The following is a 26,014-nucleotide window of genomic DNA, read 5'->3' on the forward strand; positions in this document are numbered from 1 at the left end:
ACCACCCAGCAGAACGCTGCGCTGGTGGAGGAAGCCACCGCCGCGGCGCGTTCGATGGAGGAGCAGGCCAGCCACCTGGCGGCGGCGGTCGCGCTGTTCCGCATCGACGACGCGGCAGCTGCGGCCTCCCCTACCCGGGCTCCGGCCACCTCGCAGCCGGCAGTCCTGTCTCCCGCCGCTCCGCGGCGCCCGGCGCCTGTGGCCCCGCGCAAGGTCGATGCGGCGCTGGCCGACGGCGGCGACTGGCAGGAGTTCTGATCCGGTACCGGCGGATCCTGGCAGGCAGGATCCGTCGGTGGATGTTCCGGCGGCACGGACCGGAAGTGTCGCCGGAGACCCGCCATTCCGAAACGCCTGTTCCGTGATGCCGGTCCAGCTCCAATCCGGCGTCACGTCACGCAATGGCATGCCGAAGCCGCGGATGCTGAAGCCGCGCGAAGCAGCGCCGATAACGCGGGAAGGCAACTGGCCGTTTCGTGGTCCGAGGACGCAGGGCCACCCCTTCCATGCATGGTGACGGAAAAGGAACCAACCGTATGAACACCCACTCAGCCCTGCGCTTCTTCAGCGACCTGCCGCTGCGCCGGAAATTCGTGTTGATGCTCGCCATCCTGGCGGCCGGCATCGTCGCCCTGTGCCTGGTCGCCGCCCGGCGCAACCACGCCGAGCTGCTCCAGAACGAACGCAACGCTCTGCATACCCGCGTGGAAGCGGCGTTGGCGCTGGCCAACCGCTACGCCGACCGCGCCGCCGCCGGCGAGCTGAGCGACGAGGACGCGCGCCGGCAGGCGCTGGCGGCCATCGAATCGCTGCGCAGCGCCAACGGCAGCGACTACCTGTGGGTGAACGACGGACATCCCACCATGCTGATGCATCCCTACCAGACCGCGTTGAACGGCAAGGACCTCAGCGACACCACCAGCGCCGACGGCAAGAAGATCTTCGTCGAGATGGCCAGGCTCGGGCAGCAGGAGGGCGGCGGCTTCCTCGACTACACCTGGCCCAAGCCCGGCGTCGACGGGGCGGTGCAGAAAATTTCCTACGTCGGCCTGCACAAGCGCTGGGGCTGGATCATAGGCAGCGGCGAATACACCGACGACATCGCCGCGCGCGCCTGGAGCTTCAGCAAGGTGCTGGTACTGGCCGGCGTGCTGGTGCTGCTGTCGGCGCTGCTGCCGTGCTGGCTGATCGCCCGCTCCATCCTGCGCCCGCTCTCCGGGGCGCTGGGCGCGATCCAGGCGGTCTCGCACGGCGACCTGGACGTGCGCGTGGAGCACCATTCGCGCGACGAGATCGGACAGATGTATGCCGCCATCGGCGAGATGGTCGGCCAGCTCCGCACCCGCGCCGGACAGGACCGCGCGCGCGCCGCCGAGGACCTGCGCATCCGCACCGCGCTGGACGATGTCACCACCAGCGTGATGATCGCCGACGCCGACCTCAACATCATCTACGCCAACCGCCCGTTGATGGAGATGCTGGGCAAGGCCGAGCAGGACATGCGCCGCGACCTGCCGAACTTCGACATGCAGACGCTGATCGGCAGCAACATCGACATCTTCCACAAGCATCCGCCGCACCAGCGCAAACTGCTGGGCGACCTGCGCGGCACCCACCGCGCGCAGCTAAGCGTCGGCGGCCACGTGATGCGCCAGATCATCAACCCGGTCGCCGACGCCGACGGCAAGCGCATCGGCTATGTGGTCGAGTGGGACGACCGCACCCTCGAGGTGCAGGTGGAGAAGGAAGTCAGCGACATCATCGTCGCCGCCTCGCGCGGCGATCTGTCCGGCCGCATCCGGCTGGAAGACAAGAGCGGTTTCCTGTTGCAGGTCTCCGAGCAGCTCAACGGCCTGCTGGCGGCCATCGGCACCAGCGTCGAGCAGGTTTCCGGCGTGCTGCGCGCGCTCTCGCAGGGCGACCTCACCGTGCAGATGGAGGGCGACTACCGCGGTACGTTCGCCGACATGCGCGACGACGCCAACGCCACCGTCATCCAGCTCACCGGCATCATCGACCGCATCCAGACCGCGGCATCCAGCATCCACCGCGCGGCGGCGGAAATCGCCACCGGCAACAACGACCTGTCGCGCCGCACCGAGCAGCAGGCCGCCAACCTGGAAGAAACCGCCGCCTCGATGGAGGAGCTGACCTCCACCGTGCGCCAGAACGCCGAACACGCCCGCCAGGCCAACCAGCTGGCGCAGGGCGCGGCCGGTGTCGCCTCGCAGGGCGGACAGGTGGTCAGCCAGGTGGTCACCACCATGTCGGCCATCGAGGCCTCGTCGAAGAAGATCGCCGACATCATCAGCGTCATCGACGGCATCGCCTTCCAGACCAACATCCTGGCCTTGAACGCCGCGGTGGAAGCCGCACGCGCCGGCGAGCAGGGCCGCGGCTTTGCCGTGGTCGCCTCGGAAGTGCGTACCCTCGCCCAGCGCTCGGCGGGCGCCGCCAAGGAGATCAAGGACCTGATCGAGACCTCGGTCGACAAGGTCTCTGAAGGTTCGCAGCTGGTCCACCAGGCCGGCACCACCATGGGCGAGATCGTCAGCTCGGTGCAGCGGGTGACCGACATCATGGCCGAGATCAGTGCCGCCTCGCAGGAACAGAGCGCCGGCATCGAACAGGTCAACCAGACCGTGGTGCAGATGGACGAAACCACCCAGCAGAACGCTGCGCTGGTGGAGGAAGCCACCGCCGCCGCGCGCACGATGGAAGACCAGGCCAACGACCTGGCCACGGCGGTATCGATGTTCCGCACCACGACGACCCGCGCTGCGCCCGCTGCCCGGCCGCTACTCACCGTCGTGCCACCGGCGGCGAAGCCGCAGCCGGCGCCGGGCACGCCGCGTCCACGACCGGTGCCTGTATCCACGCTCCAGGCCGACGGCGGCGACTGGCAGGAGTTCTGAGCGGCGGACACTGCCGCATCGCACCGGTGCCATCGCATCGGTGCTAAAGAGCCTTGGAGCGGGGCCGATACTCCATGAAGCCCTGCCGGTATGCTGTTGCCTCCAGGCCTCCGCCACCCCTGTTCCAGAGATCATGTCAGAGCGCGAACCGACGGAATCCGCCCTTCCCTCCTTCGACGGCAACCTGTATGCCGACGAGAAGTACATGGTCCGCAATCCGCGCCAGATCCGCCTCCTGCTGCAGGCGATGATCGATCAGCGCGCCACGATCGCGGTCCATCCGGACGGCCGCGAACAGTCCTATCCCAGCGCCGTGCTGGAACTGGACGAGGACACCCTGCTGCTCGACGGCAGCCCGATGCCGCAGGTCAACCGCAGCGTCGGCGAGGCTTCGCGCCTGCTGTGCTTCGCGCAGGTGGACAAGGTCATGGTGCGCTTCCGCCTGGAACACCCGCAGGTGCTGGTCGAGGACGGACGCACGGCGTTCCGCGTCGGGCTCCCCGAAGAGGCCTACCACCTGCAGCGCCGCGAGCTGTACCGGCTGGAGACGCCGGTCGGCGATTCGCCCTGGTGCGTCTTCCCCGATCCGCAGGGGGGAGACCCCCTGCGCTGGCGCGTGGTGGACATCAGCGCCGGCGGCCTGGCCGTGCTCCTGCCCCCCGACCTGGACCTGCTGCGCCTGCAGCAGCGGCTGGGCGGGTGCGAACTGCTGCTGCCCGATTCGGCGCCGATCCCGGTCACCCTGGTGGTCTGCAGCCAGCTGATGCGCAAGCAGGCCAACGGCGTCGAGCAGCAGCGCGTGGGCCTGCGCTTCGAGGATCTGCCGCGCGGTGCCGATGCGGCCATTCAGCGCTACATCTTCCGGGTCGACCGCGAGCGCAAGGTGCGCAGGAACGGCGGCGCCTAGGGTTCCACCTAAAGTCCCGGCGGCCGGTGCCGATACACGGAGGTGAGCCATCTCCGCACCGCATGCCGCCAGGACCAGGAACCCAGATGAACGACACCAGCGCCCACGCTGCCACTTCCGGCGGCGAGTACCTCAGCTTCACACTCGGCAACGAGCATTACGGGGTGGATATCCTCAAAGTGCAGGAAATCCGCGGTTACGACGCTGTCACCCGCGTTCCCGACGCACCGGACTACATCAAGGGCGTGATCAACCTGCGCGGCACCATCGTGCCGGTCATCGACCTGCGCCTGAAGCTGCGCCTGGACGAGGCCCGCTACGATGCCTTCACCGTGATGATCGTGCTCAACGTGGAAGACCGCGTGGTCGGCATCGTCGTGGACAGCGTCTCCGACGTGATCCCGCTCAGCGCCGAGCAGATCCGCCCGAAGCCGGAATTCGGCGCCGCGGTGGACACCCGCTTCATCTCCGGCATCGGCACCCAGGACGAGCGCATGCTGATCCTGCTGGACATCGAGACCCTGCTCGATACCGCCGACCTGGGCCAGGCCGCCGTCGCGGAAGAAGCGGCCGCCTAAAACGTTATATCCGTCACATTTTCATGTGCGGCGTATCAATCATCGGCCGTGCCTGCCGATACCGAGCGCATGGCCGGCCGTTCGCCGGCGAAACCCCAATCCGGAGAAAAAGATGTCCAAGCCCTTCATTTCGCTGATGTCCGCGGCCCTGCTGGCAAGCCTGTCCCTGGTCGCCGCCGCCGACGAGATGATCCCGCCCGAGAACGCGGCCCGTTTCGCCGGCAAGGACGGCATGGTCTGCGGCAAGGTCGAAAAGGCCCGCTACGCCGAAGGTTCCGAAGGCCAGCCGACCTTCCTGCACATGGGCGGCTCGTTCCCGCGCCACACCTTTTCGGCGCGCATCCCCGGCTCGGCGCGCGGCAACTTCAGCTTCGACCTGATGTCGCTGGAAGGCAAGACCGTGTGCGCGATCGGCAAGATCCAGCGCGATGCCTCGCGCGCCGAGATCGAAGTCACCTCGCCGTCCAGCCTGAAGCTGGCCAACATCAAGTAATCCATCCCGACGTCGCCGCGCCGGCCATGCCGGCGCGGTCCCCGCCGTGCCTTGGCCGGGGGATGCAGCAGGAGACAGCGCAACCATGCAGTGGATCAAGAACCTCAACCTGATGCCGAAGCTGATGCTCACCTTCGGCATCGTCCTGTTCGTGATGCTGATCCAGGGCATCGTCGCCTATCGTGGCCTGCACTCGCTGGACAGCGTCACCAACGAGATCGCGGAAAAGCGCATGGCCGGCCTGCGCACCAGCGGAGAACTGGCCGGCATGGTCAGCGAGTACCGCAACGCGTCCTACCAGAGCCTGATCCGCGCCAGCGCCGACGTGAAGACGGAGGCCAAGACCCGTGCCGGCGAACTGCGCGTCCAGATCGACGAATCCATCGACAAGTATTCCAAGCTGATCGACAACCCGCAGCAGCGCAAGCTGTTCGACACCTTCGTCGCCGACTGGGATGCAACCAAGAAGTCCTACGACTCGGTCACCGAGCTGCTGGAACTGGACCTGCCCGACGACGCGATCGACACCTTCGTCGGCGAGACCCGCAACCTGCACCGCAAGGCCTATGCTTCGCTCGAAGCGCTGGCGACGGACGAGAACACCCGTGCGCAGGCAGCCAGCGGCCAGGCCGCCGACACCTATTCGGCCTCCGTCGCCGTCACGTTGATCGCGGTGCTGGTCGGCGCCGGCGCCGGCCTGCTGCTGGCCTGGCTGTTTGCCCGTTCGCTGGTCGGTTCGATGCGCGGCGCGGTGGACGTGGCCAACGAGATCGCCGGCGGCAAGCTCGACGGCACCATCGACACCCGCCGCTCCGACGAGGTCGGCGAGCTGCTGCGCTCCATGCAGCGCATGCAGCGCGACCTGCGCGAGCGCATCGAGCGCGACCAGGCCGTCGCCGCCGAGAACCTGCGCATCCGCACCGCGCTGGACTATTCCTCCACCGGCGTCTACCTGACCGATACCGACCTGCAGATCGTCTATGCCAACCGGGCGCTGGCGCACACGCTGGAGCGCTACGCCGACGACATCCACGGCGCGCTCGACCATTACGACGCCTCGCGTCCGCTGGTCGGCCAGCCGGTGACCTCGCTGGAGTTCCGCGGCGAAATGGACCGCAGCGTGCTCGACGCGCTGCAGCGCACCGGCGTGGCCTCGCGCGAAATGCGCTACGGCGAGGCCCAGTTCGCGCAGACCATCTCGGCCATCCGCGACGAGGCCGGCAGCGTGGTCGGCCATGTCGTCGAATGGCGCGACCGCACCACCGAGGCCATGGTGGAACGCGAAGTCGCGCGGGTGATCGACGCCGCCGCCGCGGGCGACCTGAGCGGCCGCATCGGCACCGATGGCAAGGACGGCTTCTTCCTGGAGCTGGCGCGCCAGCTCAACAGCCTGCTCGACGCCAACGCCAGCAGCCTGGAGCAGATCTCCGGCCTGCTGTCCGCGCTGTCGCAGGGCGACCTGACCGTGCGCATGCAGGGCGATTTCCAGGGCGTGTTCGCGCGGATGCGCGACGACGCCAACGCCACCACCGAACAGCTGACCGCCATCGTCGGCCGCATCAAGCAGTCCACCGCGGCGATCAACTCCGCCGCCGGCGAGATCGCCTCGGGCAACAACGACCTGTCGCGCCGCACCGAGCAGCAGGCCGCCAACCTGGAAGAGACCGCCGCCTCGATGGAGGAATTGACCTCCACCGTGCGCCAGAACGCCGAACACGCCCGCCAGGCCAACCAGCTGGCGCAGGGCGCGGCCGGCGTCGCCTCGCAGGGCGGCGAAGTTGTCGGCCAGGTGGTCACCACCATGTCGGCCATCGAGGCCTCGTCGAAGAAGATCGCCGACATCATCAGCGTCATCGACGGCATCGCCTTCCAGACCAACATCCTGGCCTTGAACGCGGCGGTGGAAGCCGCACGCGCCGGCGAGCAGGGCCGCGGCTTCGCCGTGGTCGCCTCGGAAGTGCGTACCCTCGCCCAGCGTTCGGCCGGCGCCGCCAAGGAGATCAAGGAGCTGATCCAGGACTCGGTCGGCAAGGTCGGCGAAGGCTCGCAGCTGGTGCGTCGTGCCGGCAGCACCATGGGCGAAATCGTCAGCTCCGTGCAGCGCGTGACCGACATCATGGCCGAGATCAGCGCCGCCTCGCAGGAGCAGAGCGCCGGCATCGAGCAGGTCAACCAGACCGTCACCCAGATGGACGAGACCACCCAGCAGAACGCCGCGCTGGTGGAGGAAGCCACCGCCGCGGCGCGTTCGATGGAAGAACAGGCCTCGCATCTGGCGGAAGCCGTAGCCCTGTTCCGCCTGGACGAACACGATGCCCCCGCGGTGGCGGTCAAGGTGGCGCCGGCCGTGGTGGCGGTCGCCGCCGCGGCGCCGGCTTCCCCGGCGCCGGTTGCCTACACGCCCGAGCCCAGGCCGCGCGGCCAGGCCCGCGCGGCCGTCGCCGAAGCACTCGATTCGGACTGGCAGGAATTCTGATCCGTCCCCACAGCAACCCCGGCATATGCCGGGGTTCTGCTGTCGGCCCTCCGCCGCGGCGAGCCGCACTTCCAGACTGAGCCCGCCGCCGCTTCCGGCCCCCGCAGCTCAACTTGCGGGATTCCTGGCCGATATCCAGCAGTGAAGTCCCGTCTCCGTGCCCGACGTCGCGGCGGCCATTCCCCCAAATCACCCATCGCGCATGAATATTCTCCGTACCTGGTCGAGTTTCATTTCCAACATCTCCGTGCGCGGCAAGCTCAACCTGCTCACGGTCATCATCGCGATCGGCGTGGTCGCGCTGGCGGTGGTCGCCGCCCGCATGCAGTACCTGGACCTCTACGAGACCCGCAAGGTCTCGCTGCAGAGCGACGTCGAACTGACCTACGGCGTGCTGGACCATTACGCCGAACGCGTCGCCGACGGCAGCCTCCCGCTGGAACGCGCGCAGGCCGAAGCCATCGCCGCGCTGGAAGCCATGCGCGCCAAGGGCGAATCCAGTTACTTCAACATCTACAGCACCGACTACGTCATGCTGATGCACCCGTTCCGCAAGGAGCTGGTCGGCAAGGACATGAAGGACTTCCGCAGCGAGGATGGCGTGCCGCTGTACCGCGACCAGGTCGAGGCCGCGAAGAACGGCGGCGGCTACGTCGCTTACGAATGGGCCAAGCCCGGGAAGAAGAAACCGGTTCCCAAGCTCGCTTACGCGGGCATGTACAAGCCCTGGAACTGGGTGATCTCCACCGGCGTCTACATGGACGACGTGCAGACCCAGGCGCTGCGCTTCACCGGCATCATGACTGTCGCCGGCGGCGTGCTGGTGTTGCTGGTGTTCGCGCTGAGCTGGGTGATCGGCAGCCGCATCGTGCTGCCGCTGCGCAAGGCCACCGCCGTCGCCGACGCCATCGCCAACGGCCGCCTGGACAACACCATCGTCCAGACCTCGCGCGATGAAGCCGGCCAGCTGCTGGGCAGCATGCAGCGCATGCAGGTGCAGCTGCAGGCGGTGATCGCCGCGCAGCGCGAGATGGAGCGCCAGCATGACGCCGGCATCATCAGCTACCGCATGGACAAGGGCGCGTTCCCCGGCGACTACGGGGTGATGGTCGACGGCACCAACCAGCTGGTGGGCAACCACATCGGCGTGAAAATGCAGGTGATCGAACTGGCGCAGCGCTATGCCGTGGGCGACCTCAGCCGCGATATGCCGCAGCTGCCCGGCGAGAAGGCCGAGATCACCGAGACCATGGCCACCATCAAGCGCAACCTCACCGCGATCAGCGCCGAGATCCGCCGCCTGAGCGGCGCCGCGGCCGCCGGCGACTTCAGCCAGCGCGGCGACGAGGAGCGCTTCCAGTACGACTTCCGGCAGATGGTGCACAACCTCAACGCGATGATGGAGGTCACCGACGGCAGCCTGGCCGAGACCTCCAGCCTGCTTCAGGCCATCGCCCGCGGCGATCTCACCGCACGCATGCACGGCGATTTCCACGGCGTGTTCGCCAGGATGCGCGACGACGCCAACGCCACCGTCGCCCAGCTGACCTCCATCGTCGGCCGCATCCAGCAGGCCGCCGGCAGCATCAACCTGGCCGCCTCGGAAATCGCCACCGGCAACAACGACCTGTCGCGCCGCACCGAGCAGCAGGCCGCCAACCTGGAGGAAACCGCCGCCTCGATGGAGGAACTGACCTCCACCGTGCGCCAGAACGCCGAGCACGCCCGCCAGGCCAACCAGCTGGCGCAGGGTGCGGCCGGTGTCGCCTCGCAGGGCGGCCAGGTCGTGGGCCTGGTGGTCACCACCATGGCCGACATCGAGGCTTCGTCGAAGAAGATCGCCGACATCATCAGCGTCATCGACGGCATCGCCTTCCAGACCAACATCCTGGCCTTGAACGCCGCGGTGGAAGCCGCGCGCGCCGGCGAGCAGGGCCGCGGCTTCGCTGTGGTCGCCAGCGAGGTGCGTACGCTGGCGCAGCGCTCGGCCGGTGCCGCCAAGGAGATCAAGGAACTGATCGAAACCTCGGTCGACAAGGTGTCCGAGGGCTCGCAGCTGGTGCACCAGGCCGGTACCACCATGGGCGAGATCGTCACTTCGGTGCAGCGCGTGACCGACATCATGGCCGAGATCAGCGCCGCCTCGCAGGAACAGAGCGCCGGTATCGAGCAGGTCAACCAGACCGTCACCCAGATGGACGAGACCACCCAGCAGAACGCCGCCCTGGTCGAGGAAGCCACCGCCGCCGCGCGCGCGATGGAGGAACAGGCCATGGTGCTGAACGACGCCGTGTCGGCCTTCCGCCTGCAGGCCTCCGCGCACGCTTCCCGTCCCCTGGCGCTGGCCAGCTGAGGTTTCCACGGTGTCCCTGTCCGCTCCCGCCTCCCGCGATTTCGAGTTCAACGACCGCGACTTCCGCCGCGTCTGCGAGCTGATCCACAAGCGCGCCGGCATCGCGCTGGCGCCGGCCAAGCGCGACATGGTCTACGGGCGCCTGTCGCGCCGGCTGCGGGCGCTCGGCCTGCAGTCGTTCGAGGAATACCTGGACCAGCTCGAGCGCAGCGGCGGCGACGAATGGCAGGCGTTCACCAACGCGCTGACCACCAACCTGACCTCGTTCTTCCGCGAGCCGCACCATTTCGAGAAGCTGCGCGAGGAGCTGCAGGCACGCGCCCACCGCGCGCCGCTGCATATCTGGTCGTGCGCGGCATCCACCGGCGAGGAGCCCTACTCGCTGGCGATCACCGCCTGCGAGACCTTCGGCAGCCTCGCCCCGCCGGTACGCATCCTGGCCACCGATGTCGATACGCAGGTGCTGGCCACCGGCGCCCAGGGCGTGTATCCGGTCGAGCGCATCGCCGGCCTCGATCCGTCGCTCAAGCGCCGCTACTTCCAGCGTGGCAGCGGCCCCAACGAAGGCAAGTGCCGGGTGGTGCCGGCGCTGCGCAAGCTGATCGAGTTCCGTCAGCTCAACCTGCTGGCGCCGCGCTACGACGTCGGCGGTCCATACGACGCCCTGTTCTGCCGCAACGTGATGATCTATTTCGACAAACCGACCCAGCGCGGCATCCTGTCGCGGCTGGTGCAGCACATGGGCGACGACGGCCTGCTGTATACCGGCCACTCCGAGAACTACCTGCACGCCGCCGACCTGATCCAGCCTTGCGGGCGCACCCTGTACCGCCGCGCGCGCGGTGCCGGGGCATGAGCATGGCCGCTCCCGCCGACGACGTGATGCGCTACCGCGACACGCGTTTCCAGACCATCGCCGCCAAACTGCTGCCCACCCAGTACCTGGTGGTGGACGACGACACCGCGCTGACCACCACGCTCGGTTCCTGCGTGGCCGCCTGCATCCGCGACCCGGTGCTCAAGATCGGCGGCATGAACCATTTCCTGCTGCCCGACGGCAACGTCGGCGACGGCGCCCCCGCGCGCTACGGCAGTTACGCGATGGAACTGCTGATCAACGACCTGCTCAAGCGCGGCGCCAACCGCAAGCGCCTGGAGGCCAAGGTGTTCGGCGGCGCCAACGTGCTCAAGGGCTTCACCAGCAATCCGGTCGGCACCCGCAACGCCGAGTTCGTGCGCCAGTACCTGCGCGCAGAACACATCCCGGTGATCGCCGAGGACCTGCTCGGCATCCATCCGCGCAAGGTCTGGTTCTTCCCGCAGACCGGGCGCGTGGTCGTGCAGCGCCTGCCGCATGCCCACGAGGCCGAAGTCGCCGCTGCCGAATCGGCGGTGCGCGCCCGCCTGTCCAAGGCGCCGGTCACCGGTGGCGTGGAGTTGTTCGAATGAGCCTGCAGGCCCCCTGCCGCGTGCTGGTCGTGGACGATTCGGCGCTGGTCCGGCAGATCCTCAGCGACCTGCTGGCGCGCGATCCGGGCATCGAGGTCGTCGGCACCGCCTCCGACCCGCTGATCGCGCGCGACAAGATCAAGCGCCTGAATCCGGACGTGCTGACCCTGGACGTGGAAATGCCGCGCATGGACGGGCTGGCCTTCCTCGAGAACCTGATGCGCCTGCACCCGCTGCCGGTGGTGATGGTGTCCTCGCTGACCGAGCGCGGCGCCGACACCACGCTGCAGGCGCTGGCGCTGGGCGCGGTGGATTTCGTCGCCAAGCCCAAGCTCGACGTCGCCCGCGGCCTGGAAAGCTATGCCGCCGAGATCTGCGCCAAGGTCAAGATGGCCGCCCGGTCGAAGGTGCGCGCGCTCGCCGTGCCGTCGCAGGCCAAGCGCACGCTGGACACGATCGCGCCGGCCGGCGCCGCGAATCCGTCGTCGCTGAAGTTCCGCACCACCGACCGCCTCATCGCCATCGGCTCCTCGGCCGGCGGCACCGAGGCGCTGCGCGTGGTGCTGGAGATGATGCCGGCCGACGCGCCGGCCATCGTACTCACCCAGCACCTGCCAGCCAGTTTCAGCACCGCCTTCGCCGAACGCCTGGACCGCCACTCGGCCATGTCCGTGCGCGAAGCCAGCGATGGCGAGGCGATCCTGCCCGGCCATGCCTACCTGCCGGTCGGCGGCCGCCACCTGCGCATCATCCGCGACGGTGCCCGCTGGCGCTGCCGCATCGACGACACGCCGCCGGTGAACCTGCACAAGCCTGCGGTGGACGTGCTGTTTCGTTCCGTCGCGCAGAACGCCGGCGCCAATGCCATCGGCGCCATCCTCACCGGCATGGGCGACGACGGCGCGCGCGGCCTGCTGGAGATGAAGCAGGCCGGCGCCCGCACCCTGGTGCAGGACGAAGCCTCCAGCGTGGTCTGGGGCATGCCCGGCGCCGCGTTCAAGCTCGGCGCCGCCGACGAGGTCGTAGCGCTGGACCAGGTGGCCCCGCGCCTGCTGGCCTGGGCGCAGCAGGGCTGACGGATGTCGCACGCCGGACCGGCCGGGCCATGGGCATCGACAGCGCGACCGGCCGATGCGGCCAGTGAAACGGCGCTGCGCCAATGCCTGCAGGAAGCGCCGGACGGCATTCTCGTTCTCGACCGGGACGACCGCATCCTGCTGCGCAACCGCAGGGCGGACGAGTTGCTGGGGCTGGCGCCAGAGCGCACGGACGCTCCCGCGCTGCCGGAGCTGCTGACCCCCGACGAGTACCTGCAATGGCATGAAGCGCTGCAGGCACAGCCGCCTGTACCGCTGCTGCTGGCCGCCGAGGCGCGGCCCGGACGCCATGGCGACCTCTGGCTGGCGGTCGGCCCGGGCGGGTTCCCGCGCTTGGCCGTGCTGCGCCCGGCCACCGAACATGCGCAGGAGCAGGAGCGCATCCGCCTGCTGTCGCAGGCGCTGGACTGCAGCGACAACGCGATCTTCCTGTGCGACAGCCAGGCGCGCATCCGCTACGTCAACGAGGGCTTCGTGCGCATGCTCGGTTATGCGCCGGACGAAGCATTGGGCAAGCTGCCGGGCGAACTGATCCGCGGCCCGCACACCGACGCGGCGACGCTGGACCGGCTGGGCGAACAGCACCGCGCCGGCCGCGCCCACCGCGACCACCTGCTCGGCTACCGCAAGGACGGCAGCCCGCTGTGGCTGTCCGTGGTGGCCACGCCGCTGGCCGATGCCAGCCGCAGCCTGGTCAACGTGTTCACCGACATCACCGAATCCAAGACCCACGAGGTGCTCAACGGCAAGGTGCTGGATGCGCTGGTGCGCGAGGAACCGCTGGCCACGAGCATGGCGCTGGTATGCCAGGAGGTGGAACGGGTTGCGCCCGACCTGCGCGTGGTGGTGACCCGTAGAGAGGCCGACGGGCAGTTGTCGGTCCTCGCCGCGCCCTCCGCCCTGATGCCGGCCGACGGCACGGCCGCCTGGGATCATCCGGCCTGCATGCAGGCGCTGCGCCGTGGACGGGCGGTGGAAGTGAAGGACATCGCCAGCGCCCCGATGTTCGACAGCCACCGCGCGACGCTGCTGGGACTGGGCCTGCGCGGCTGCTGGTCCAACCCGATCCGCTCCACCGCCGGCCAGGTGCTGGGCACGCTGGCGTTCCACTGCCACCGCCCCGGCCCACCGCTGTCCTGGCATCGCCGCCTGGCCGAACTCTGCCTGCACCTGTGCGCGCTGGCGCTGGAGCGCGAGCAGGCGCGCTCGCGCATGCACCGGCTGGCGTTCTACGACGTGCTCACCGGCCTGCCCAACCGGGTGATGTTCAACGCGCTGAGCGAACAGCCGTTGATGCAGGCCGAACAGCAGGGCGCGCCGATGGCGCTGCTGTTCGTGACCCTGGACCGCTTCAAACGCATCAACGAAAGCCAGGGGCATGCGGCCGGCGACGGCCTGCTGCGCGACCTGGCGCGCCGCCTGCACGACATCGCCGGTCCCGAGTCCGTGGTCGCCCGCCAGGTCGCCGACGAATTCACCCTGCTGGTTCCGCACTGCGCGCAGCACCAGGCCGTCACGCTGTGCGAGGAACTGCTGGCCATGGTCGCCGCCCCCAACGTGGTCGGCAGCATGACCCTGCATGCCAGCGCGAGCATCGGCGTGGCGATGTACCCCGAAGACGGCCGCGCGATGGACACCCTGCTGCGCCACGCCGACCTGGCCATGCGCCGGGCCAAGGACGAAGGCGGCGGGCGTTTCCGTTTCTTCAGCGCGGACATGAACCGGCTGGCGCAGGAACGCCTGCTGCTGGAGGCCACGCTGCGTGATTCGCTGCGCCATGGCGGCCTGCGCCTGCACTACCAGCCGCAGGTGCAGGGCGACGGCAGCAGCCTGTATGGCGTGGAAGCGCTGCTGCGCTGGCGCCATCCGCATCTGGGCGAGATTCCGCCGGCGCGCTTCGTGCCGCTGGCCGAGGAATGCGGGCTGATGACCGAACTGAGCCGCTGGGTACTGGAGGAGGCCTGCCGCCAGCATGCCGACTGGCGGCGCCGCGGACTGGAGGTGCCGCGGATCGCGGTGAACCTGTCGGCCAGCACCTTCGAACTGCCCTCGCTGGTGGATGAGGTACGCCAGCTGCTGGAACGCCACCAGCTGGCGCCCGGCGCGCTGGTGCTGGAGATCACCGAGAGCGTCATGCTCTCCGAACAACCGCAGGTGCCCGCCAACCTGCACGCCCTGCATGCATTGGGCGTGCGGCTCTCGCTGGACGATTTCGGTACCGGCTATTCCAGCCTCAGCCATCTGCACCGGCTGCCGATCAGCGAGATGAAACTGGACCGCAGCTTCATCAGCGAGATCGGCCACGATCCGACCGCCAGCGCGCTGATCCTGTCGGTACTGCGCATCGGTGAAAGCCTGGGCAAACACGTGGTCGCCGAAGGCGTGGAAACCGAGGCCCAGCGCCGGTTCCTGATCGACAACGGCTCGCCGGCGCTGCAGGGCTACCTGTTCTCGCACGCGCTTTCCGCCGACGACTTCGAACAGTGGCTGCACGACCAGGTCCCGCTGCAGCCACCGCTGCTCTGAGCGCCCGCCTCGTCCCCGCAGGCGCGGCTTCGGCCGCGACAGGGCGTTGCCGGGTAGCGCCCCGCCGCGGCCTATGCCGTTCCTGCAGAGGAACCCACGCCGGCGATTGCGGTGCCGGGCGTTTGCCGGCCGGAGCGCCGATAATGCAGCTGCACCATCGCTGCCCAAGGAACGCCCAATGACGGACACCCCCACCCGCCACGACCAGCACGGCCGCTACCCCCGCGCCGAGACCACCGACGATTTCCGCCACAACCTCGACGTGGTCCACGCGCGCATCGCCGCCGCCTGCCGCCGCGCCGGGCGCGACCCGGCCGGCGTGCGCCTGCTGCCGGTGAGCAAGACCATCGACGAAGCCCGCATCCGCCATGCCTATGCCGCCGGCTGCCGCTTCCTCGGCGAGAACAAGGTGCAGGAAGCCCACCACAAGTGGGAGGCGATGCAGGACCTGGGCGACCTGCGCTGGTCGGTGATCGGGCACCTGCAGACCAACAAGGCCAAGCTGGTGGCGCGCTTCGCCAGCGAGTTCCAGGCGCTGGACAGCCTGCGCCTGGCCGAAACCCTGGACCGCCGCCTGCAGCTGGAGGGCCGCACGCTGGACGTGTTCGTGCAGGTCAACACGTCCGAAGAAGCCAGCAAGTACGGCCTGGCGCCGGATGACGTGGCGGCCTTTATCCGCGAACTGCCGGGGTTCCCGGCCCTGCGCGTGCGCGGGCTGATGACCCTGGCGCTGTTCTCCGACGACACCGAACGGGTGCGCGCCTGCTTCGTGCGCCTGCGCGGGCTGCGCGACCGGCTGCGCCAGGACGCGCCGGACGGCATCGGCCTGGACGAACTGTCGATGGGCATGTCCGGCGACTTCGAGATCGCCATCGAGGAAGGCGCCACCGTGGTGCGCGTCGGCCAGGCCATCTTCGGCGCGCGGGCGGTCCCGGACAGCCATTACTGGCCGGGCGGCAACAGCTGAACGCCTGCCTGCCAGCACGCTTCGACCACGCGGGAAGCGCTATAAACTGCGCGCCTGCCCTCTCGCCTGCTCACCGGACGTAACGATGTTTTCCTGGATTTTGGCCCTGCTGCTCGCACTGTTCGTATGGGGCCTGACCTCCGCCTGGCTGTGGATGGTCAAGCGCCGGAAAACCGAGACGCAGCACGGCCTGGCCGCGCTGGCGGGAATGCGCTGGCGCGAGTTCTCGCAGATCGTGCGCCGCGCCATGAACGAACAGCGCGGCCTGCACGACCTGACCGGCGAGGACAACAGCGACCGCGGCACCAGCAGCGATTTCCTGATGGAACGCGACGGCCAGCGCTGGCTGCTGTCGTGCAAGCACGGCCGCGCCTACCGGATCGGCGCCCCGGCGATCACCGAACTCGGCGCCGCCCTGCGCCTGACCGGCGCGGCCGGCGGCATCCTCATCACCGAGGGCCTGGTCGAGCGCGACGGCCTGGCCGCGGCGGAAAAGGAATCCATCGAAGTGCTGGACGGCCGCGTGCTGTGGCAGTTCCTCGCTCCGTGCGTCCCGGAGGACATGCGCACGATGGTGGAAGGCATCGCCCGCCGCGAAGCGGCACGCCAGACCGGCATCGCCGCGCTCGGCGCGACGGCGGTGGGCCTGCTCGCCGGCCTGGGCTACATGACCGCGCAGGTGGACGAGAACCTTTCCCCGCGCCCGCCCGCGCCGGTGGCCGCATCGACGCCGGCGGCCGATGCGCGCCATCCCGCGTCCGCAGCGGAAGCGCCCGCCCCGGCAGCGGCGCCCGCGATGGCCGACGCCAGCGCTTCCACCGCTACCGCCAGCGCGGCTCCGCAGCCGACACCGGCCGCGTCTGCCGCCGTGGCCGCGACGGACGACCTGCAGGAAGATCCCGATCCGGAAACCCTGCTGCGCTACCAGCAGGCCGTGTCCAGGAAACTGGCCGCCACGCCGGGCGTCATCAGCGGCATCTGGCTGACCCGTTCCACCCTGTCGGTCGAACGCAGCGGCGACGACGCCACGGTCTGGCCGCTGATCTGCCGCGAGGTCGAGCACTATCCGGCGCTGCGCACCGTGCGCGTCCAGCTCAACCCGCGTCCCGGCACCGGCGAGCCGGTCCGCTGGCGCCAGTGCCGGACTTTTTGAAGCGGTAACCCGGAAAAGCAAAACAGCCGCCGTTCCGCTGCTTCCTAGATCTTCGCTCCGGGCGCAAACCGCGCCACCAGATCGTAGGCATCGCCCAGGAATTTCTGCCGCACCCAGGTGATCGGCGTTTCGCCGCGCCAGGTCTGGCGGTCGATCACCAGGCAGGCGGTACCCACCGGCACGTCCAGCAGCGCGGCTTCGGCGGCGGTGGCGGCCACCGCGCTGATGCGATGCTGGCCGCGCGTCCACGACACGTTCTGCAGCAGCCAGCTGCCCGGTGCGTGGGCGGAGAAATCCACCGCCAGCGTTTCCGGCACCGCCCCTGGGTTGATCAGGCGCCGCTCCAGCGCCAGCGGCCGGCCGTCGGCCAGGTGCAGGCAGCGCATCGCCAGCAGCTCGCCCTCGCCCACCAGCCGCAGCTCCTCGGGCACCGCTGGATCGGCGCGGCGCTGCTGCCGTTCCAGCAGCTGGAAGCCGTAACGGTGGCCGCGCCCGTTCACCGCCAGCGCGATGTCGGGGATCTCCAGCGCCACCTGCTCCAGGTGCGGCGGCTGCCGCGCGACGAAGGACCCGGCGCGGCGGCGGCGTTCGATCATGCCGCTCTCGGCCAGCGCGGTGAGCACCTTGTTCACCGTCATCCGCGAGCAGGCGTACTGCGCCATCAGTTCGTGCTCGTAGGGAATGCGGAAACCGGGCGCCCACTCGCCACTGAGGATGCGGCCCTCGATGTCGCCGCGGATGCGCTGGTTGAGGCTGGGCGCCTTCTTGTCCTTCACTCGTGGATCCTGCCTGGAGTCAGCCCAGTATCCGCTGCAATGCCGCCCGATAGCGCGCGGCCACCTCGTCGCGGCGCACATGGCGGCCGTCGCGCACCCATTGCCGGCCTTCGCGCCACACCGAACGCACTGCGCCGCCGCGCGCGGCGAACACCCAGCTGTCCAGCAGCGCGTCGCCCGCGCGGCCATGCAGCGACGGATGCGCGGCATCCAGTTCGACCAGATCCGCCGGCGCGCCGGCGACCAGCCCGGCCGCCACGCCCAGCGCCTGCGCGGCGCCCTCCTGCGCCTGCTGGTACAGCCAGCGGCCGCTGGACAGTTCGCCCGGGGAGACCACGTTGCGCCCGCGCAGCGCCAGCCGCTGGCCGTATTCGAGCAGGCGCAGTTCCTCGGCCGCGTCGATCAGCACGTTGGAGTCGGAACCGACGCCGAAACGCCCGCCGTGCTGCACGAACCCGCGCATCGGGAACAGGCCGTCGCCGAGGTTGGCCTCGGTGACCGGGCACAGCCCGGCCACGGCGCGGCTGCCGGCGATGCCGCGCACTTCGTCGTCCAGCAGGTGGGTGGCGTGCACCAGGCACCAGCGCTCGTCCACCGGCGCATGGTCCAGCAGCCAGCGCACCGGACGCTGCCCGCTCCAGGCCAGGCAGGCCTCGACTTCGCGCACCTGCTCGGCGATATGGATGTGGATCGGTCCGTCCACCAGCGCCGGCAGCGCCTGCAGTTGCTCCGGCGTGCAGGCGCGCAGGCTGTGCGGCGCCAGCCCCAGCACCGCGTCCGGCGTGTCGCGCAGCGCCTGCCGGCAGCCGTCCAGCAGCGCGGCGAAACCGTCGACGTCATGCAGGAAGCGGCGCTGCGCCGGCAGCGGTGCGGCGCCGCCGAAATCGCTGTGCGCGTAGAACACTGGCAGCAGGGTCAGGCCCAGCCCGGTCGCGGTCGCGGCAGCGGCGATGCGGCCGGACATTTCGGCGTGATCGGTGTAACGCCGGCCATCCGGTGCGTGATGCAGGTAATGGAATTCGCCGACCCGGGTGAAGCCCGATTCCAGCATCTCCATGTAGGCCTGCTCGGCCACGGCCTGGAGGTCATCCGGGGTCAGCCGGTCGAGGAAGCGGTACATCAGCTCGCGCCAGCTCCAGAAACTGTCGCCCGAGCGCCCGCCGACCTCGGTCAGGCCGGCCATGGCGCGCTGGAAGGCGTGGCTGTGCAGGTTGCCCAGTCCCGGCACCACCGCGCCCAACGGCTGCGCGCCGGGGCCGGCCGGCGCACCGGCGGTCACCGACACGATGCGGCCATGCGCGCACTCGATGCTCACCGACTGTGCCCAGCCCTGCGGCAGCAAGGCCTGCGCGGCGTGGAAACGGACCGGACTGGAAACTTCGTTCGCCATCACTGGACACTCTCCGTGGGTGGTGATTATTGTATATACAAATAAACGCGGAAGGGTGCACATGCACTGCGATACGGTCTGGCACAACGCCCACCTGATGACGCTCGACGACGCCGCGGGCGGCTTGGGCATCGTCCGCGACGGCACCGTCGCCGCGCGCGACGGGCGCATCGTGCATGCCGGCCCGGCCGCGGACGCGCCGGCCTTCGACGCCGCCCGCCGCATCGACTGCGAAGGCCGCTGGATCGGCCCGGGCCTGGTCGACTGCCATACCCACCTGGTCTACGCCGGCAACCGCGCCAATGAGTTCGAGCAGCGCCTGCAGGGCGTGAGCTACGCCGACATCGCCCGCGCCGGCGGCGGCATCGTCGCCACCGTGCGCGCCACCCGCGAGGCCGACGACGACGCGCTGATCGCCGCCACCCTGCCCCGCCTCGACGCGATGCTGGCCGAAGGCGTCACCACCATCGAGATCAAATCCGGTTACGGGCTGACGCTGGACGACGAGCGCAAGCAGCTGCGCGTGGCCAGACGGCTGGAACAGCTGCGCCGGGTCGACGTGGTGCCCACCTTCCTCGGCGCGCATGCGGTGCCGCCGGGCCGGCAGGCGCAGGACTACATCGACGAAGTCTGCGAGGCCATGGTCCCGGCCATCGCCGCCGAAGGCCTGGCCGAGGCGGTGGATGTGTTCTGCGAGAACATCGCCTTCTCGCGCGAACAGGCCGCGCAGGTGTTCGAGGCCGCGCATCGCCACGGGCTGGCGGTGAAGATCCACGCCGAACAGCTGAGCAACCAGCATGGCGCCGAACTGGCGGCGCGGCATGGCGCGCTGTCGGCCGACCACATCGAACACCTGGACGAGGCCGGCATCGCCGCGATGCGCGCGGCCGGCACCGTCGCCGTGCTGCTGCCGGCCGCGTTCTACTTCACCCGCGACACCACCGTGCCGCCGATCCAGAAACTGCGCGAGGCCGGCGTACCGCTGGCGCTGGCCACCGACAGCAACCCCGGCACCTCGCCGCTGACCAGCCCGCTGCTGGCGATGAACATGGGCGCGACCCTGTTCCGCATGACCGTGGACGAATGCATCGCCGGCTTCACCCGCGAAGCGGCGCGCGCGCTCGGCCGCTACCACCGCGTCGGCCGGCTCGCCGCCGGCATGGACTGCGACCTCGCGATCTGGGACATCGACGCCCCGGCCGACCTGGTCTACCGCATGGGTTTCAACCCGCTGCATGCGCGCGTGTTCCGCGGGCAACCAACAACACCGTAGGTGCGGGGCTTGCCCCGTACCTCGCCGAAAACCGTGCGGGGCAAGCCCCGCACCTACCCTTGAAAATCTGGAGTAACCCGATGATTTCCCCCCTCGTGCTTCGCCCCGGCCATGTTCCGCTGGCCCAGTGGCGCCAGATCTACCGCGGCGCCAGCGTGCGCCTGGACGCATCGGCGCAGGCCGCCGTGCTGCGCAGCGCGCAGGTGGTGGAAGCCATCGTCGCCAAGGGCGAGCCGGTGTACGGCATCAACACCGGCTTCGGCAAGCTGGCCAGCGTGCGCATCGAGCGCGAGGACCTGGAAACGCTGCAGCGCAATATCGTGCTGTCGCATGCCGCCGGTGTCGGCGAGCCGATGCCGGCCAGCGTGGTGCGGCTGATGATGGCGCTCAAGCTCACCAGCCTGGCGCAGGGCGCCTCGGGCATCCGCACGCAGACGCTGGCGCTGCTGGAAGCGTTCCTGCAGCACGACTTCATCCCGATCATTCCGTGCCAGGGCTCGGTCGGCGCCTCCGGCGACCTGGCGCCGCTGTCGCACCTGGCCTCGGTGATGATCGGTGTCGGCGAAGCTTTCGTCGATGGCGTGCGGATGTCCGCCACCGATGCGCTCGCACGGATCGGCCATGCCCCGCTGACGCTCGGCGCCAAGGAAGGCCTGGCCCTGCTCAACGGCACCCAGTATTCGACCGCCTATGCGCTGGCCGGCCTGTTCGAGATCGAGACCGTGTTCCAGGCCGCGCTGGTCACCGGCGCGCTGTCGGTGGAAGCGGCCAAGGGGTCGGACACGCCGTTCGACCCGCGCATCCACAGCATCCGCGGCCAGCGCGGGCAGATCGCCACCGCCGCCGCGCTGCGCACGCTGATGGCCGGTTCGGCGATCCGCGAATCGCACCGCGACAACGACGTGCGCGTGCAGGACCCGTACTGCCTGCGCTGCCAGCCGCAGGTGATGGGTGCGGCGTTCGACGTGATCCGCCAGGCCGCGACCACGCTGGAGATCGAGGCCAATGGCGTGTCCGACAATCCGCTGGTGTTCACCGACACCGGCGAGGCGCTGAGCGGCGGCAACTTCCACGCCGAGCCGGTGGCATTCGCCGCCGACATGTTGGCCATGGCGGTATGCGAGATCGGCTCGATCAGCGAACGCCGCATCGCCATGCTGGTGGATCCGGCGCTGTCCGGCCTGCCTGCGTTCCTGACCCCGAAGCCCGGCCTGAATTCCGGTTTCATGATCCCGCAGGTCACCGCCGCGGCGCTGGTCTCGGAGAACAAGCAGCGCGCCTATCCGGCCAGCGTCGATTCGATCCCGACCTCGGCCAACCAGGAAGACCACGTGTCGATGGCCGCGCACGGCGCGCGCCGCTTGCTGGCGATGGCGGAGAACGCCGCCAATGTCGTCGGCATCGAACTGCTGGCCGCCGCGCAGGGCTGCGACTTCCACGCCCCGCTGCGCTCCAGCGACGCGCTGGAACAGGCTCGCGCCACCGTGCGCGCGCAGGTGCCGACCCTGCAGGACGACCGCTACTTCCACCCGGACATGGTCGCCGCCACCGCGCTGGTGCGCGACGGCGCCCTCGCCCGCGGGCTGGAAAGCGTGCTACCGCAGGTGGAGGCCCTGTAACGCCGGGCCTCGCCCCGCCGGGGCCTGCCCCGGCGACATGGCTTCAGCGGGGCTTTGCCCCGCCCTACATTCCACACCCTGCGGAGATGCGCAGATGAACACCCCTCCCGACTGGCTGCAGGTCCACGAAGGCGACGCCCCGCTGATCGTCAGCTTTCCGCACACCGGCACCGAACTGCCCGACGAGCTCGCCGGCCATTTCGTTTCGCCGTGGCTGGCGCGGCGCGATGCCGACTGGTGGGTGCACGAACTGTACGCCTTCGCACGCGGCCTGGGCGCCACCACCGTGCGTACCGCGGTCTCGCGCTCGGTGATCGACGTCAACCGCGATCCGTCCGGCGCCTCGCTGTATCCCGGGCAGAACACCACCGGCCTGTGCCCCACCACCACTTTCGACAACCAGCCGCTATACCGCGCCGGCCACGAACCGGGCACGGCCGAGATCGCGCGCCGCCGCGACAGCTACTTCGCGCCCTATCACGCCGCGCTCGCCGCGCAGATCGCACGCCTGCGCCAGCGGCACCCGACCGTGGTGGTCTATGACGCGCATTCGATCCGCTCGCACATCCCGCACCTGTTCGATGGCGAACTGCCGCAGTTCAACATCGGCAGCGCCGGTCCCAGCGGTGCGCCGGATACCTCCTGCGACAACGCGCTGACCGACGTGGTCGAGAACCTGTGCGCGATCAGCGGCATGAGCCATGTGCGCAACGGCCGCTTCAAGGGTGGCTGGATCACCCGCCACTACAGCAACACCGCCCATGGCGTGCATACGCTGCAGATGGAACTGGGCTGCCGCGGCTACATGCACGAACCGGCGCCCGAAGACGTCGACGAGCACAGCTGGCCCACGCCCTACGACCCCGACCACGCCACCCCCGTCCGCAACACCTTGCAGCAAGTGCTTGGCGCTTGCCTGGAATTTGCTACCCGGAGAAATGCATGACCCGCCACGACCCTACCCGCAGCCCGCGCGCACCGCGTGGCAATACGCTCAACTGCAAATCCTGGCAGACCGAAGCGCCGTTCCGCATGCTGCAGAACAACCTGGACGCCGAAGTGGCCGAGGATCCCGCCTCGCTGGTGGTCTATGGCGGCATCGGCCGCGCCGCACGCGACTGGGAGAGCTACGACAAGATCCTGGAAACGCTCAAGCGCCTGGACGACAACCAGACCCTGCTGGTGCAGTCCGGCAAGCCGGTCGGCGTGTTCCCCACCCATCCCGACGCGCCGCGCGTGCTGATCGCCAACTCCAACCTGGTGCCGCACTGGGCCAACTGGGAGCACTTCAACGAGCTCGATAAGAAGGGCTTGATGATGTACGGCCAGATGACGGCCGGCTCGTGGATCTACATCGGCTCGCAGGGCATCGTGCAGGGCACCTACGAAACCTTCGTCGAGATGGGCCGCCAGCACTACGGCGGCAGCCTCACCGGCAAGTGGATCCTCACCGCCGGGCTGGGCGGCATGGGCGGCGCGCAGCCGCTGGCCGCCTCGCTGGCTGGCGCCAGCTCGCTGACCATCGAATGCCGCCAGAGCAGCATCGATTTCCGCCTGCGCACCCGCTACGTGGACGAGCAGGCCAGCGACATCGACGACGCGCTGGCGCGCATCGCCAGATACACCGCCGCCGGCGAAGCCAAATCCATCGCCCTGCTCGGCAACGCCGCCGAGATCCTGCCGGAACTGGTGCGTCGTGGCGTGCGCCCGGATGCGGTCACCGACCAGACCAGTGCCCACGACCCGGTGCACGGCTACCTGCCGATCGGCTGGACGGTGGAGCAGTGGCTGGCCGAACAGAAGGCCAATCCGGAGCAGGTGCGCGACGCCGCCAAGGCCGCCATGCGCGTGCACGTGGAGGCGATGCTGGCCTTCCATGCCGCCGGCATCCCGACCGTGGACTACGGCAACAACATCCGCCAGATGGCCTTCGACGAGGGCCTTGAGAATGCCTTCGACTTCCCGGGCTTCGTACCGGCCTACGTCCGGCCGCTGTTCTGCCGCGGCGTCGGCCCGTTCCGCTGGGTCGCGCTGAGCGGCGACCCGGAAGACATCTACAAGACCGATGCCAAGGTGAAGGAGATCATCGCCGATGATCCGCACCTGCACCGCTGGCTGGACATGGCGCGCGAGCGCATCAGCTTCCAGGGCCTGCCGGCGCGCATCTGCTGGGTCGGGCTGGGCCTGCGCCACAAGCTCGGCCTGGCCTTCAACGAGATGGTCCGCAACGGCGAACTGAAGGCGCCGGTGGTGATCGGCCGCGATCACCTGGATTCGGGCAGCGTCGCCTCACCCAACCGCGAGACCGAATCGATGAAGGACGGCAGCGACGCCGTGTCCGACTGGCCGCTGCTCAACGCCATGCTCAACGTCGCCGGCGGCGCCACCTGGGTAAGCCTGCACCACGGCGGCGGCGTGGGCATGGGTTACAGCCAGCACTCCGGCGTGGTCATCGTCTGCGACGGCAGCGCCGAAGCGGACCAGCGCATCGCCCGCGTGCTGTGGAACGACCCCGGTACCGGCGTCATGCGCCACGCCGACGCCGGCTACGACATCGCCATCGACTGCGCGAAGGAAAAGGGACTGGACCTGCCGGGTATTCTCGGCTGATCGACCTCCTTCCAAGGCAGCCGCCGCAACCGGTGGCCGCCGTCGATGCATGCGTTGCGCCCTGTTATCTTCATGCTTGGACGCAAGGAGGGCCGGCATGGGACGCAGACGGCGCAACGACGGATTGATGGACGCCATGGCTGCGTTGCCGTGGCCAGCAGGCATCGCGGCCGGGATCCTCGGGTTCCTGGTACTCCGTCTTGGATTGCCTGCATGGCTGGGCGACGCCGGGCCATTTGCCGGCGCGCTTTCCCCGATGTCCGGCGTGCTGGCTTGTCTATGGCTGGCTGCCTGCCTGTTGGGCGCCCTCATTTCCGCTATCCGCAGCAGGAACCGCCGTCGCCTGCTCGACACCCGCACCGACCTGGAAAGCCTGTCCGCAACCGGCTGGCGCAATTTCGAACGCCTCGTAGGTGAAGCCTTCCGCCGGCAGAGCCATGCCGTTGAAGAGAACCACCACGGCGGCCCCGACGGCGGTATCGATCTGGTGCTGGTCAAGAACGGCCGCCGCATCCTCGTGCAATGCAAGCAATGGCGAAGCGAGCAGGTGGGCGTGGCCATCGTGCGCGAGATGTACGGCCTGCTTGTCCATCACCACGCCGACGCGGTGAAGATCGTCTCCACCGGCGCCTATACGGAAGCCGCAGCCGCCTTCGCGGCAGGCAAACCCATCGAACTGATCACCGGCGAACAACTGCTGGCGATGATCCGTGCAGTGCAACCGGCAGCGCCCACATCGGCATCCGCTACCGATGCACGGCAACCCGCCAGCGCATCGCCCACCCACGTGACGACCTGCCCGCGTTGCGGCGCTGCCATGGTGGAGCGGCGCAACCGGCAAACCGGCGCCTTCTTTATGGGCTGCAGCCGTTTCCCGACCTGCCGGGGCACGGCCTGAGGTGCACGCTCAGCGCGGCCGCCCGACCACCGCATAACGCCCGCCGCCGGTCACCGCCAGCAGCACCAGCCCGCCGGCAATGGACAGGTTCTTCAGGAACTGGGTCATGTTCATCGCGCGCTCGGCGCCTTCCATGCTCCAGAACGCATGGCCGAGCACGCCGGTGCCCAGCACGAACAGGACGAACAGCAGCGCCAGCAGCCGCACCTGGATCCCCAGCAGCAGGGCGATGCCGACCAGGAATTCCATGCAGACCGCCACACCGGCTGCCACCTGCGGCAGCGGTGCGTGCAGCGAGGCCATGTAGCCGACCGTGCCTTGGAAATCGGTCAGCTTGGCCCAGCCCGACACCACGAACAGCACCATCAACAGGATCCGCGCCAGCAGGATCAGCCCATCGCGGTTGCGTTCCACCCATCCATCCAGCATGGCAGCACTCCCGGTCGTTTCCGGTATCTGACGACCGGCGTCGTAAGCGCGGCGTGACGTATCGGAACGGCCCTCCCGTGTCCGCGATATGGTATCCAGACGCAT

At 69.3% G+C, this 26,014-nt stretch carries 20 protein-coding genes and 1 pseudogene; 18 read left to right on the forward strand and 3 right to left on the reverse strand.

What is annotated here, in order from left to right:
* From ABB22_RS18510 to ABB22_RS14270, 13 genes and pseudogenes are all read left to right on the forward strand, one after another.
* Window positions 1–258: pseudogene (locus ABB22_RS18510) on the forward strand (methyl-accepting chemotaxis protein); the annotation flags it as partial.
* Between the two features lie 278 nt (window positions 259–536).
* Complete coding sequence (locus tag ABB22_RS14215) at window positions 537–2,915, forward strand: methyl-accepting chemotaxis protein (RefSeq protein ID WP_057505292.1); 2,379 nt, start codon at window positions 537–539, stop codon at window positions 2,913–2,915.
* Window positions 2,916–3,048: 133 nt separating this feature from the next.
* Window positions 3,049–3,822 (forward strand): flagellar brake protein, encoded by a 774-nt coding sequence (locus ABB22_RS14220; protein WP_055768921.1) that lies wholly within the window; start codon window positions 3,049–3,051, stop codon window positions 3,820–3,822.
* 86 nt (window positions 3,823–3,908) lie between these two features.
* Window positions 3,909–4,400: a chemotaxis protein CheW gene (locus ABB22_RS14225; RefSeq protein WP_055768918.1), complete on the forward strand. Its 492-nt coding sequence runs from the start codon at window positions 3,909–3,911 to the stop codon at window positions 4,398–4,400.
* Between the two features lie 112 nt (window positions 4,401–4,512).
* A complete protein-coding gene (locus tag ABB22_RS14230; protein WP_055768915.1) occupies window positions 4,513–4,893 on the forward strand; it encodes a hypothetical protein in 381 nt (126 codons plus the stop codon).
* Window positions 4,894–4,978: 85 nt separating this feature from the next.
* The gene (locus tag ABB22_RS14235; RefSeq protein ID WP_055768912.1) at window positions 4,979–7,369 is read left to right on the forward strand and encodes a methyl-accepting chemotaxis protein; all 2,391 of its coding nucleotides are present in this window, start codon (window positions 4,979–4,981) and stop codon (window positions 7,367–7,369) included.
* Between the two features lie 202 nt (window positions 7,370–7,571).
* The gene (locus tag ABB22_RS18910; RefSeq protein WP_057505293.1) at window positions 7,572–9,722 is read left to right on the forward strand and encodes a methyl-accepting chemotaxis protein; all 2,151 of its coding nucleotides are present in this window, start codon (window positions 7,572–7,574) and stop codon (window positions 9,720–9,722) included.
* 10 nt (window positions 9,723–9,732) lie between these two features.
* A complete protein-coding gene (locus ABB22_RS14245) occupies window positions 9,733–10,578 on the forward strand; it encodes a CheR family methyltransferase (protein WP_055773249.1) in 846 nt (281 codons plus the stop codon).
* Window positions 10,575–11,171, forward strand: a complete 597-nt coding sequence (gene cheD, locus ABB22_RS14250; protein WP_055773248.1) for a chemoreceptor glutamine deamidase CheD — start codon at window positions 10,575–10,577, stop codon at window positions 11,169–11,171. Before ABB22_RS14245 ends, cheD begins: the two co-directional genes overlap by 4 nt.
* On the forward strand, window positions 11,168–12,247 hold the full coding sequence (locus tag ABB22_RS14255) for a protein-glutamate methylesterase/protein-glutamine glutaminase (protein WP_055773245.1): 1,080 nt from the start codon (window positions 11,168–11,170) through the stop codon (window positions 12,245–12,247). Before cheD ends, ABB22_RS14255 begins: the two co-directional genes overlap by 4 nt.
* A 3-nt stretch (window positions 12,248–12,250) precedes the next feature.
* Window positions 12,251–14,794, forward strand: a complete 2,544-nt coding sequence (locus ABB22_RS14260) for a sensor domain-containing protein (RefSeq protein WP_082443829.1) — start codon at window positions 12,251–12,253, stop codon at window positions 14,792–14,794.
* A gap of 178 nt (window positions 14,795–14,972) precedes the next feature.
* The gene (locus ABB22_RS14265; RefSeq protein ID WP_055773242.1) at window positions 14,973–15,761 is read left to right on the forward strand and encodes a YggS family pyridoxal phosphate-dependent enzyme; all 789 of its coding nucleotides are present in this window, start codon (window positions 14,973–14,975) and stop codon (window positions 15,759–15,761) included.
* 85 nt (window positions 15,762–15,846) lie between these two features.
* A complete protein-coding gene (locus tag ABB22_RS14270; RefSeq protein WP_055773240.1) occupies window positions 15,847–16,914 on the forward strand; it encodes a restriction endonuclease in 1,068 nt (355 codons plus the stop codon).
* A 44-nt stretch (window positions 16,915–16,958) separates the two neighbouring features.
* Here ABB22_RS14270 and hutC read toward each other — a convergent pair whose 3' ends face one another.
* Together hutC and ABB22_RS14280 are read right to left on the reverse strand one after the other, a co-directional pair.
* Window positions 16,959–17,690 carry a histidine utilization transcriptional repressor HutC gene (gene hutC / locus ABB22_RS14275; protein WP_055773237.1) on the reverse strand — a complete coding sequence of 244 codons (732 nt, stop codon included), beginning with the start codon at window positions 17,688–17,690 and terminating at the stop codon, window positions 16,959–16,961.
* A 19-nt stretch (window positions 17,691–17,709) separates the two neighbouring features.
* A complete protein-coding gene (locus ABB22_RS14280; RefSeq protein ID WP_055773234.1) occupies window positions 17,710–19,080 on the reverse strand; it encodes a formimidoylglutamate deiminase in 1,371 nt (456 codons plus the stop codon).
* Window positions 19,081–19,141: 61 nt separating this feature from the next.
* Here ABB22_RS14280 and hutI point away from each other — a divergent pair, with 61 nt between their 5' ends.
* The 5 genes from hutI to ABB22_RS14305 all read left to right on the forward strand — a co-directional run bounded on the left by hutI (window position 19,142) and on the right by ABB22_RS14305 (window position 25,480).
* Window positions 19,142–20,353: an imidazolonepropionase gene (gene hutI / locus ABB22_RS14285; RefSeq protein ID WP_055773231.1), complete on the forward strand. Its 1,212-nt coding sequence runs from the start codon at window positions 19,142–19,144 to the stop codon at window positions 20,351–20,353.
* 80 nt (window positions 20,354–20,433) lie between these two features.
* Window positions 20,434–21,972: a histidine ammonia-lyase gene (gene hutH, locus ABB22_RS14290; RefSeq protein ID WP_055773229.1), complete on the forward strand. Its 1,539-nt coding sequence runs from the start codon at window positions 20,434–20,436 to the stop codon at window positions 21,970–21,972.
* Between the two features lie 94 nt (window positions 21,973–22,066).
* The gene (hutG, locus tag ABB22_RS14295; RefSeq protein WP_055773226.1) at window positions 22,067–22,918 is read left to right on the forward strand and encodes an N-formylglutamate deformylase; all 852 of its coding nucleotides are present in this window, start codon (window positions 22,067–22,069) and stop codon (window positions 22,916–22,918) included.
* Window positions 22,915–24,582: a urocanate hydratase gene (hutU, locus tag ABB22_RS14300; RefSeq protein WP_055773223.1), complete on the forward strand. Its 1,668-nt coding sequence runs from the start codon at window positions 22,915–22,917 to the stop codon at window positions 24,580–24,582. The genes hutG and hutU overlap by 4 nt, the downstream gene beginning before the upstream one ends.
* A gap of 97 nt (window positions 24,583–24,679) precedes the next feature.
* On the forward strand, window positions 24,680–25,480 hold the full coding sequence (locus ABB22_RS14305; RefSeq protein WP_055773220.1) for a restriction endonuclease: 801 nt from the start codon (window positions 24,680–24,682) through the stop codon (window positions 25,478–25,480).
* Window positions 25,481–25,489: 9 nt separating this feature from the next.
* Here the strand turns inward: ABB22_RS14305 and ABB22_RS14310 are convergent, their stop codons facing one another.
* Complete coding sequence (locus ABB22_RS14310; protein ID WP_055773217.1) at window positions 25,490–25,909, reverse strand: DoxX family protein; 420 nt, start codon at window positions 25,907–25,909, stop codon at window positions 25,490–25,492.
* Between the last annotated feature and the right edge of the window lie 105 nt (window positions 25,910–26,014).

Origin of the sequence: Stenotrophomonas nitritireducens (genome assembly GCF_001431425.1) — a bacterium.
GTDB classification, from domain to species: Bacteria; Pseudomonadota; Gammaproteobacteria; order Xanthomonadales; family Xanthomonadaceae; genus Stenotrophomonas; species Stenotrophomonas nitritireducens.

What these genes read in the sequence shown, in the direction of transcription:
- ABB22_RS14215 (WP_057505292.1), top strand. Translation starts at nt 537, where the DNA reads ATGAACACCCACTCAGCCCTGCGCTTCTTCAGCGACCTGCCGCTGCGC.
- ABB22_RS14220 (WP_055768921.1), top strand. Translation starts at nt 3,049, where the DNA reads ATGTCAGAGCGCGAACCGACGGAATCCGCCCTTCCCTCCTTCGACGGC.
- ABB22_RS14225 (WP_055768918.1), top strand. Translation starts at nt 3,909, where the DNA reads ATGAACGACACCAGCGCCCACGCTGCCACTTCCGGCGGCGAGTACCTC.
- ABB22_RS14230 (WP_055768915.1), top strand. Translation starts at nt 4,513, where the DNA reads ATGTCCAAGCCCTTCATTTCGCTGATGTCCGCGGCCCTGCTGGCAAGC.
- ABB22_RS14235 (WP_055768912.1), top strand. Translation starts at nt 4,979, where the DNA reads ATGCAGTGGATCAAGAACCTCAACCTGATGCCGAAGCTGATGCTCACC.
- ABB22_RS18910 (WP_057505293.1), top strand. Translation starts at nt 7,572, where the DNA reads ATGAATATTCTCCGTACCTGGTCGAGTTTCATTTCCAACATCTCCGTG.
- cheD (WP_055773248.1), top strand. Translation starts at nt 10,575, where the DNA reads ATGAGCATGGCCGCTCCCGCCGACGACGTGATGCGCTACCGCGACACG.
- ABB22_RS14255 (WP_055773245.1), top strand. Translation starts at nt 11,168, where the DNA reads ATGAGCCTGCAGGCCCCCTGCCGCGTGCTGGTCGTGGACGATTCGGCG.
- ABB22_RS14260 (WP_082443829.1), top strand. Translation starts at nt 12,251, where the DNA reads ATGTCGCACGCCGGACCGGCCGGGCCATGGGCATCGACAGCGCGACCG.
- ABB22_RS14265 (WP_055773242.1), top strand. Translation starts at nt 14,973, where the DNA reads ATGACGGACACCCCCACCCGCCACGACCAGCACGGCCGCTACCCCCGC.
- ABB22_RS14270 (WP_055773240.1), top strand. Translation starts at nt 15,847, where the DNA reads ATGTTTTCCTGGATTTTGGCCCTGCTGCTCGCACTGTTCGTATGGGGC.
- ABB22_RS14280 (WP_055773234.1), bottom strand. Translation starts at nt 19,080, where the DNA reads ATGGCGAACGAAGTTTCCAGTCCGGTCCGTTTCCACGCCGCGCAGGCC.
- hutI (WP_055773231.1), top strand. Translation starts at nt 19,142, where the DNA reads ATGCACTGCGATACGGTCTGGCACAACGCCCACCTGATGACGCTCGAC.
- hutH (WP_055773229.1), top strand. Translation starts at nt 20,434, where the DNA reads ATGATTTCCCCCCTCGTGCTTCGCCCCGGCCATGTTCCGCTGGCCCAG.
- hutG (WP_055773226.1), top strand. Translation starts at nt 22,067, where the DNA reads ATGAACACCCCTCCCGACTGGCTGCAGGTCCACGAAGGCGACGCCCCG.
- hutU (WP_055773223.1), top strand. Translation starts at nt 22,915, where the DNA reads ATGACCCGCCACGACCCTACCCGCAGCCCGCGCGCACCGCGTGGCAAT.
- ABB22_RS14305 (WP_055773220.1), top strand. Translation starts at nt 24,680, where the DNA reads ATGGGACGCAGACGGCGCAACGACGGATTGATGGACGCCATGGCTGCG.
- ABB22_RS14310 (WP_055773217.1), bottom strand. Translation starts at nt 25,909, where the DNA reads ATGCTGGATGGATGGGTGGAACGCAACCGCGATGGGCTGATCCTGCTG.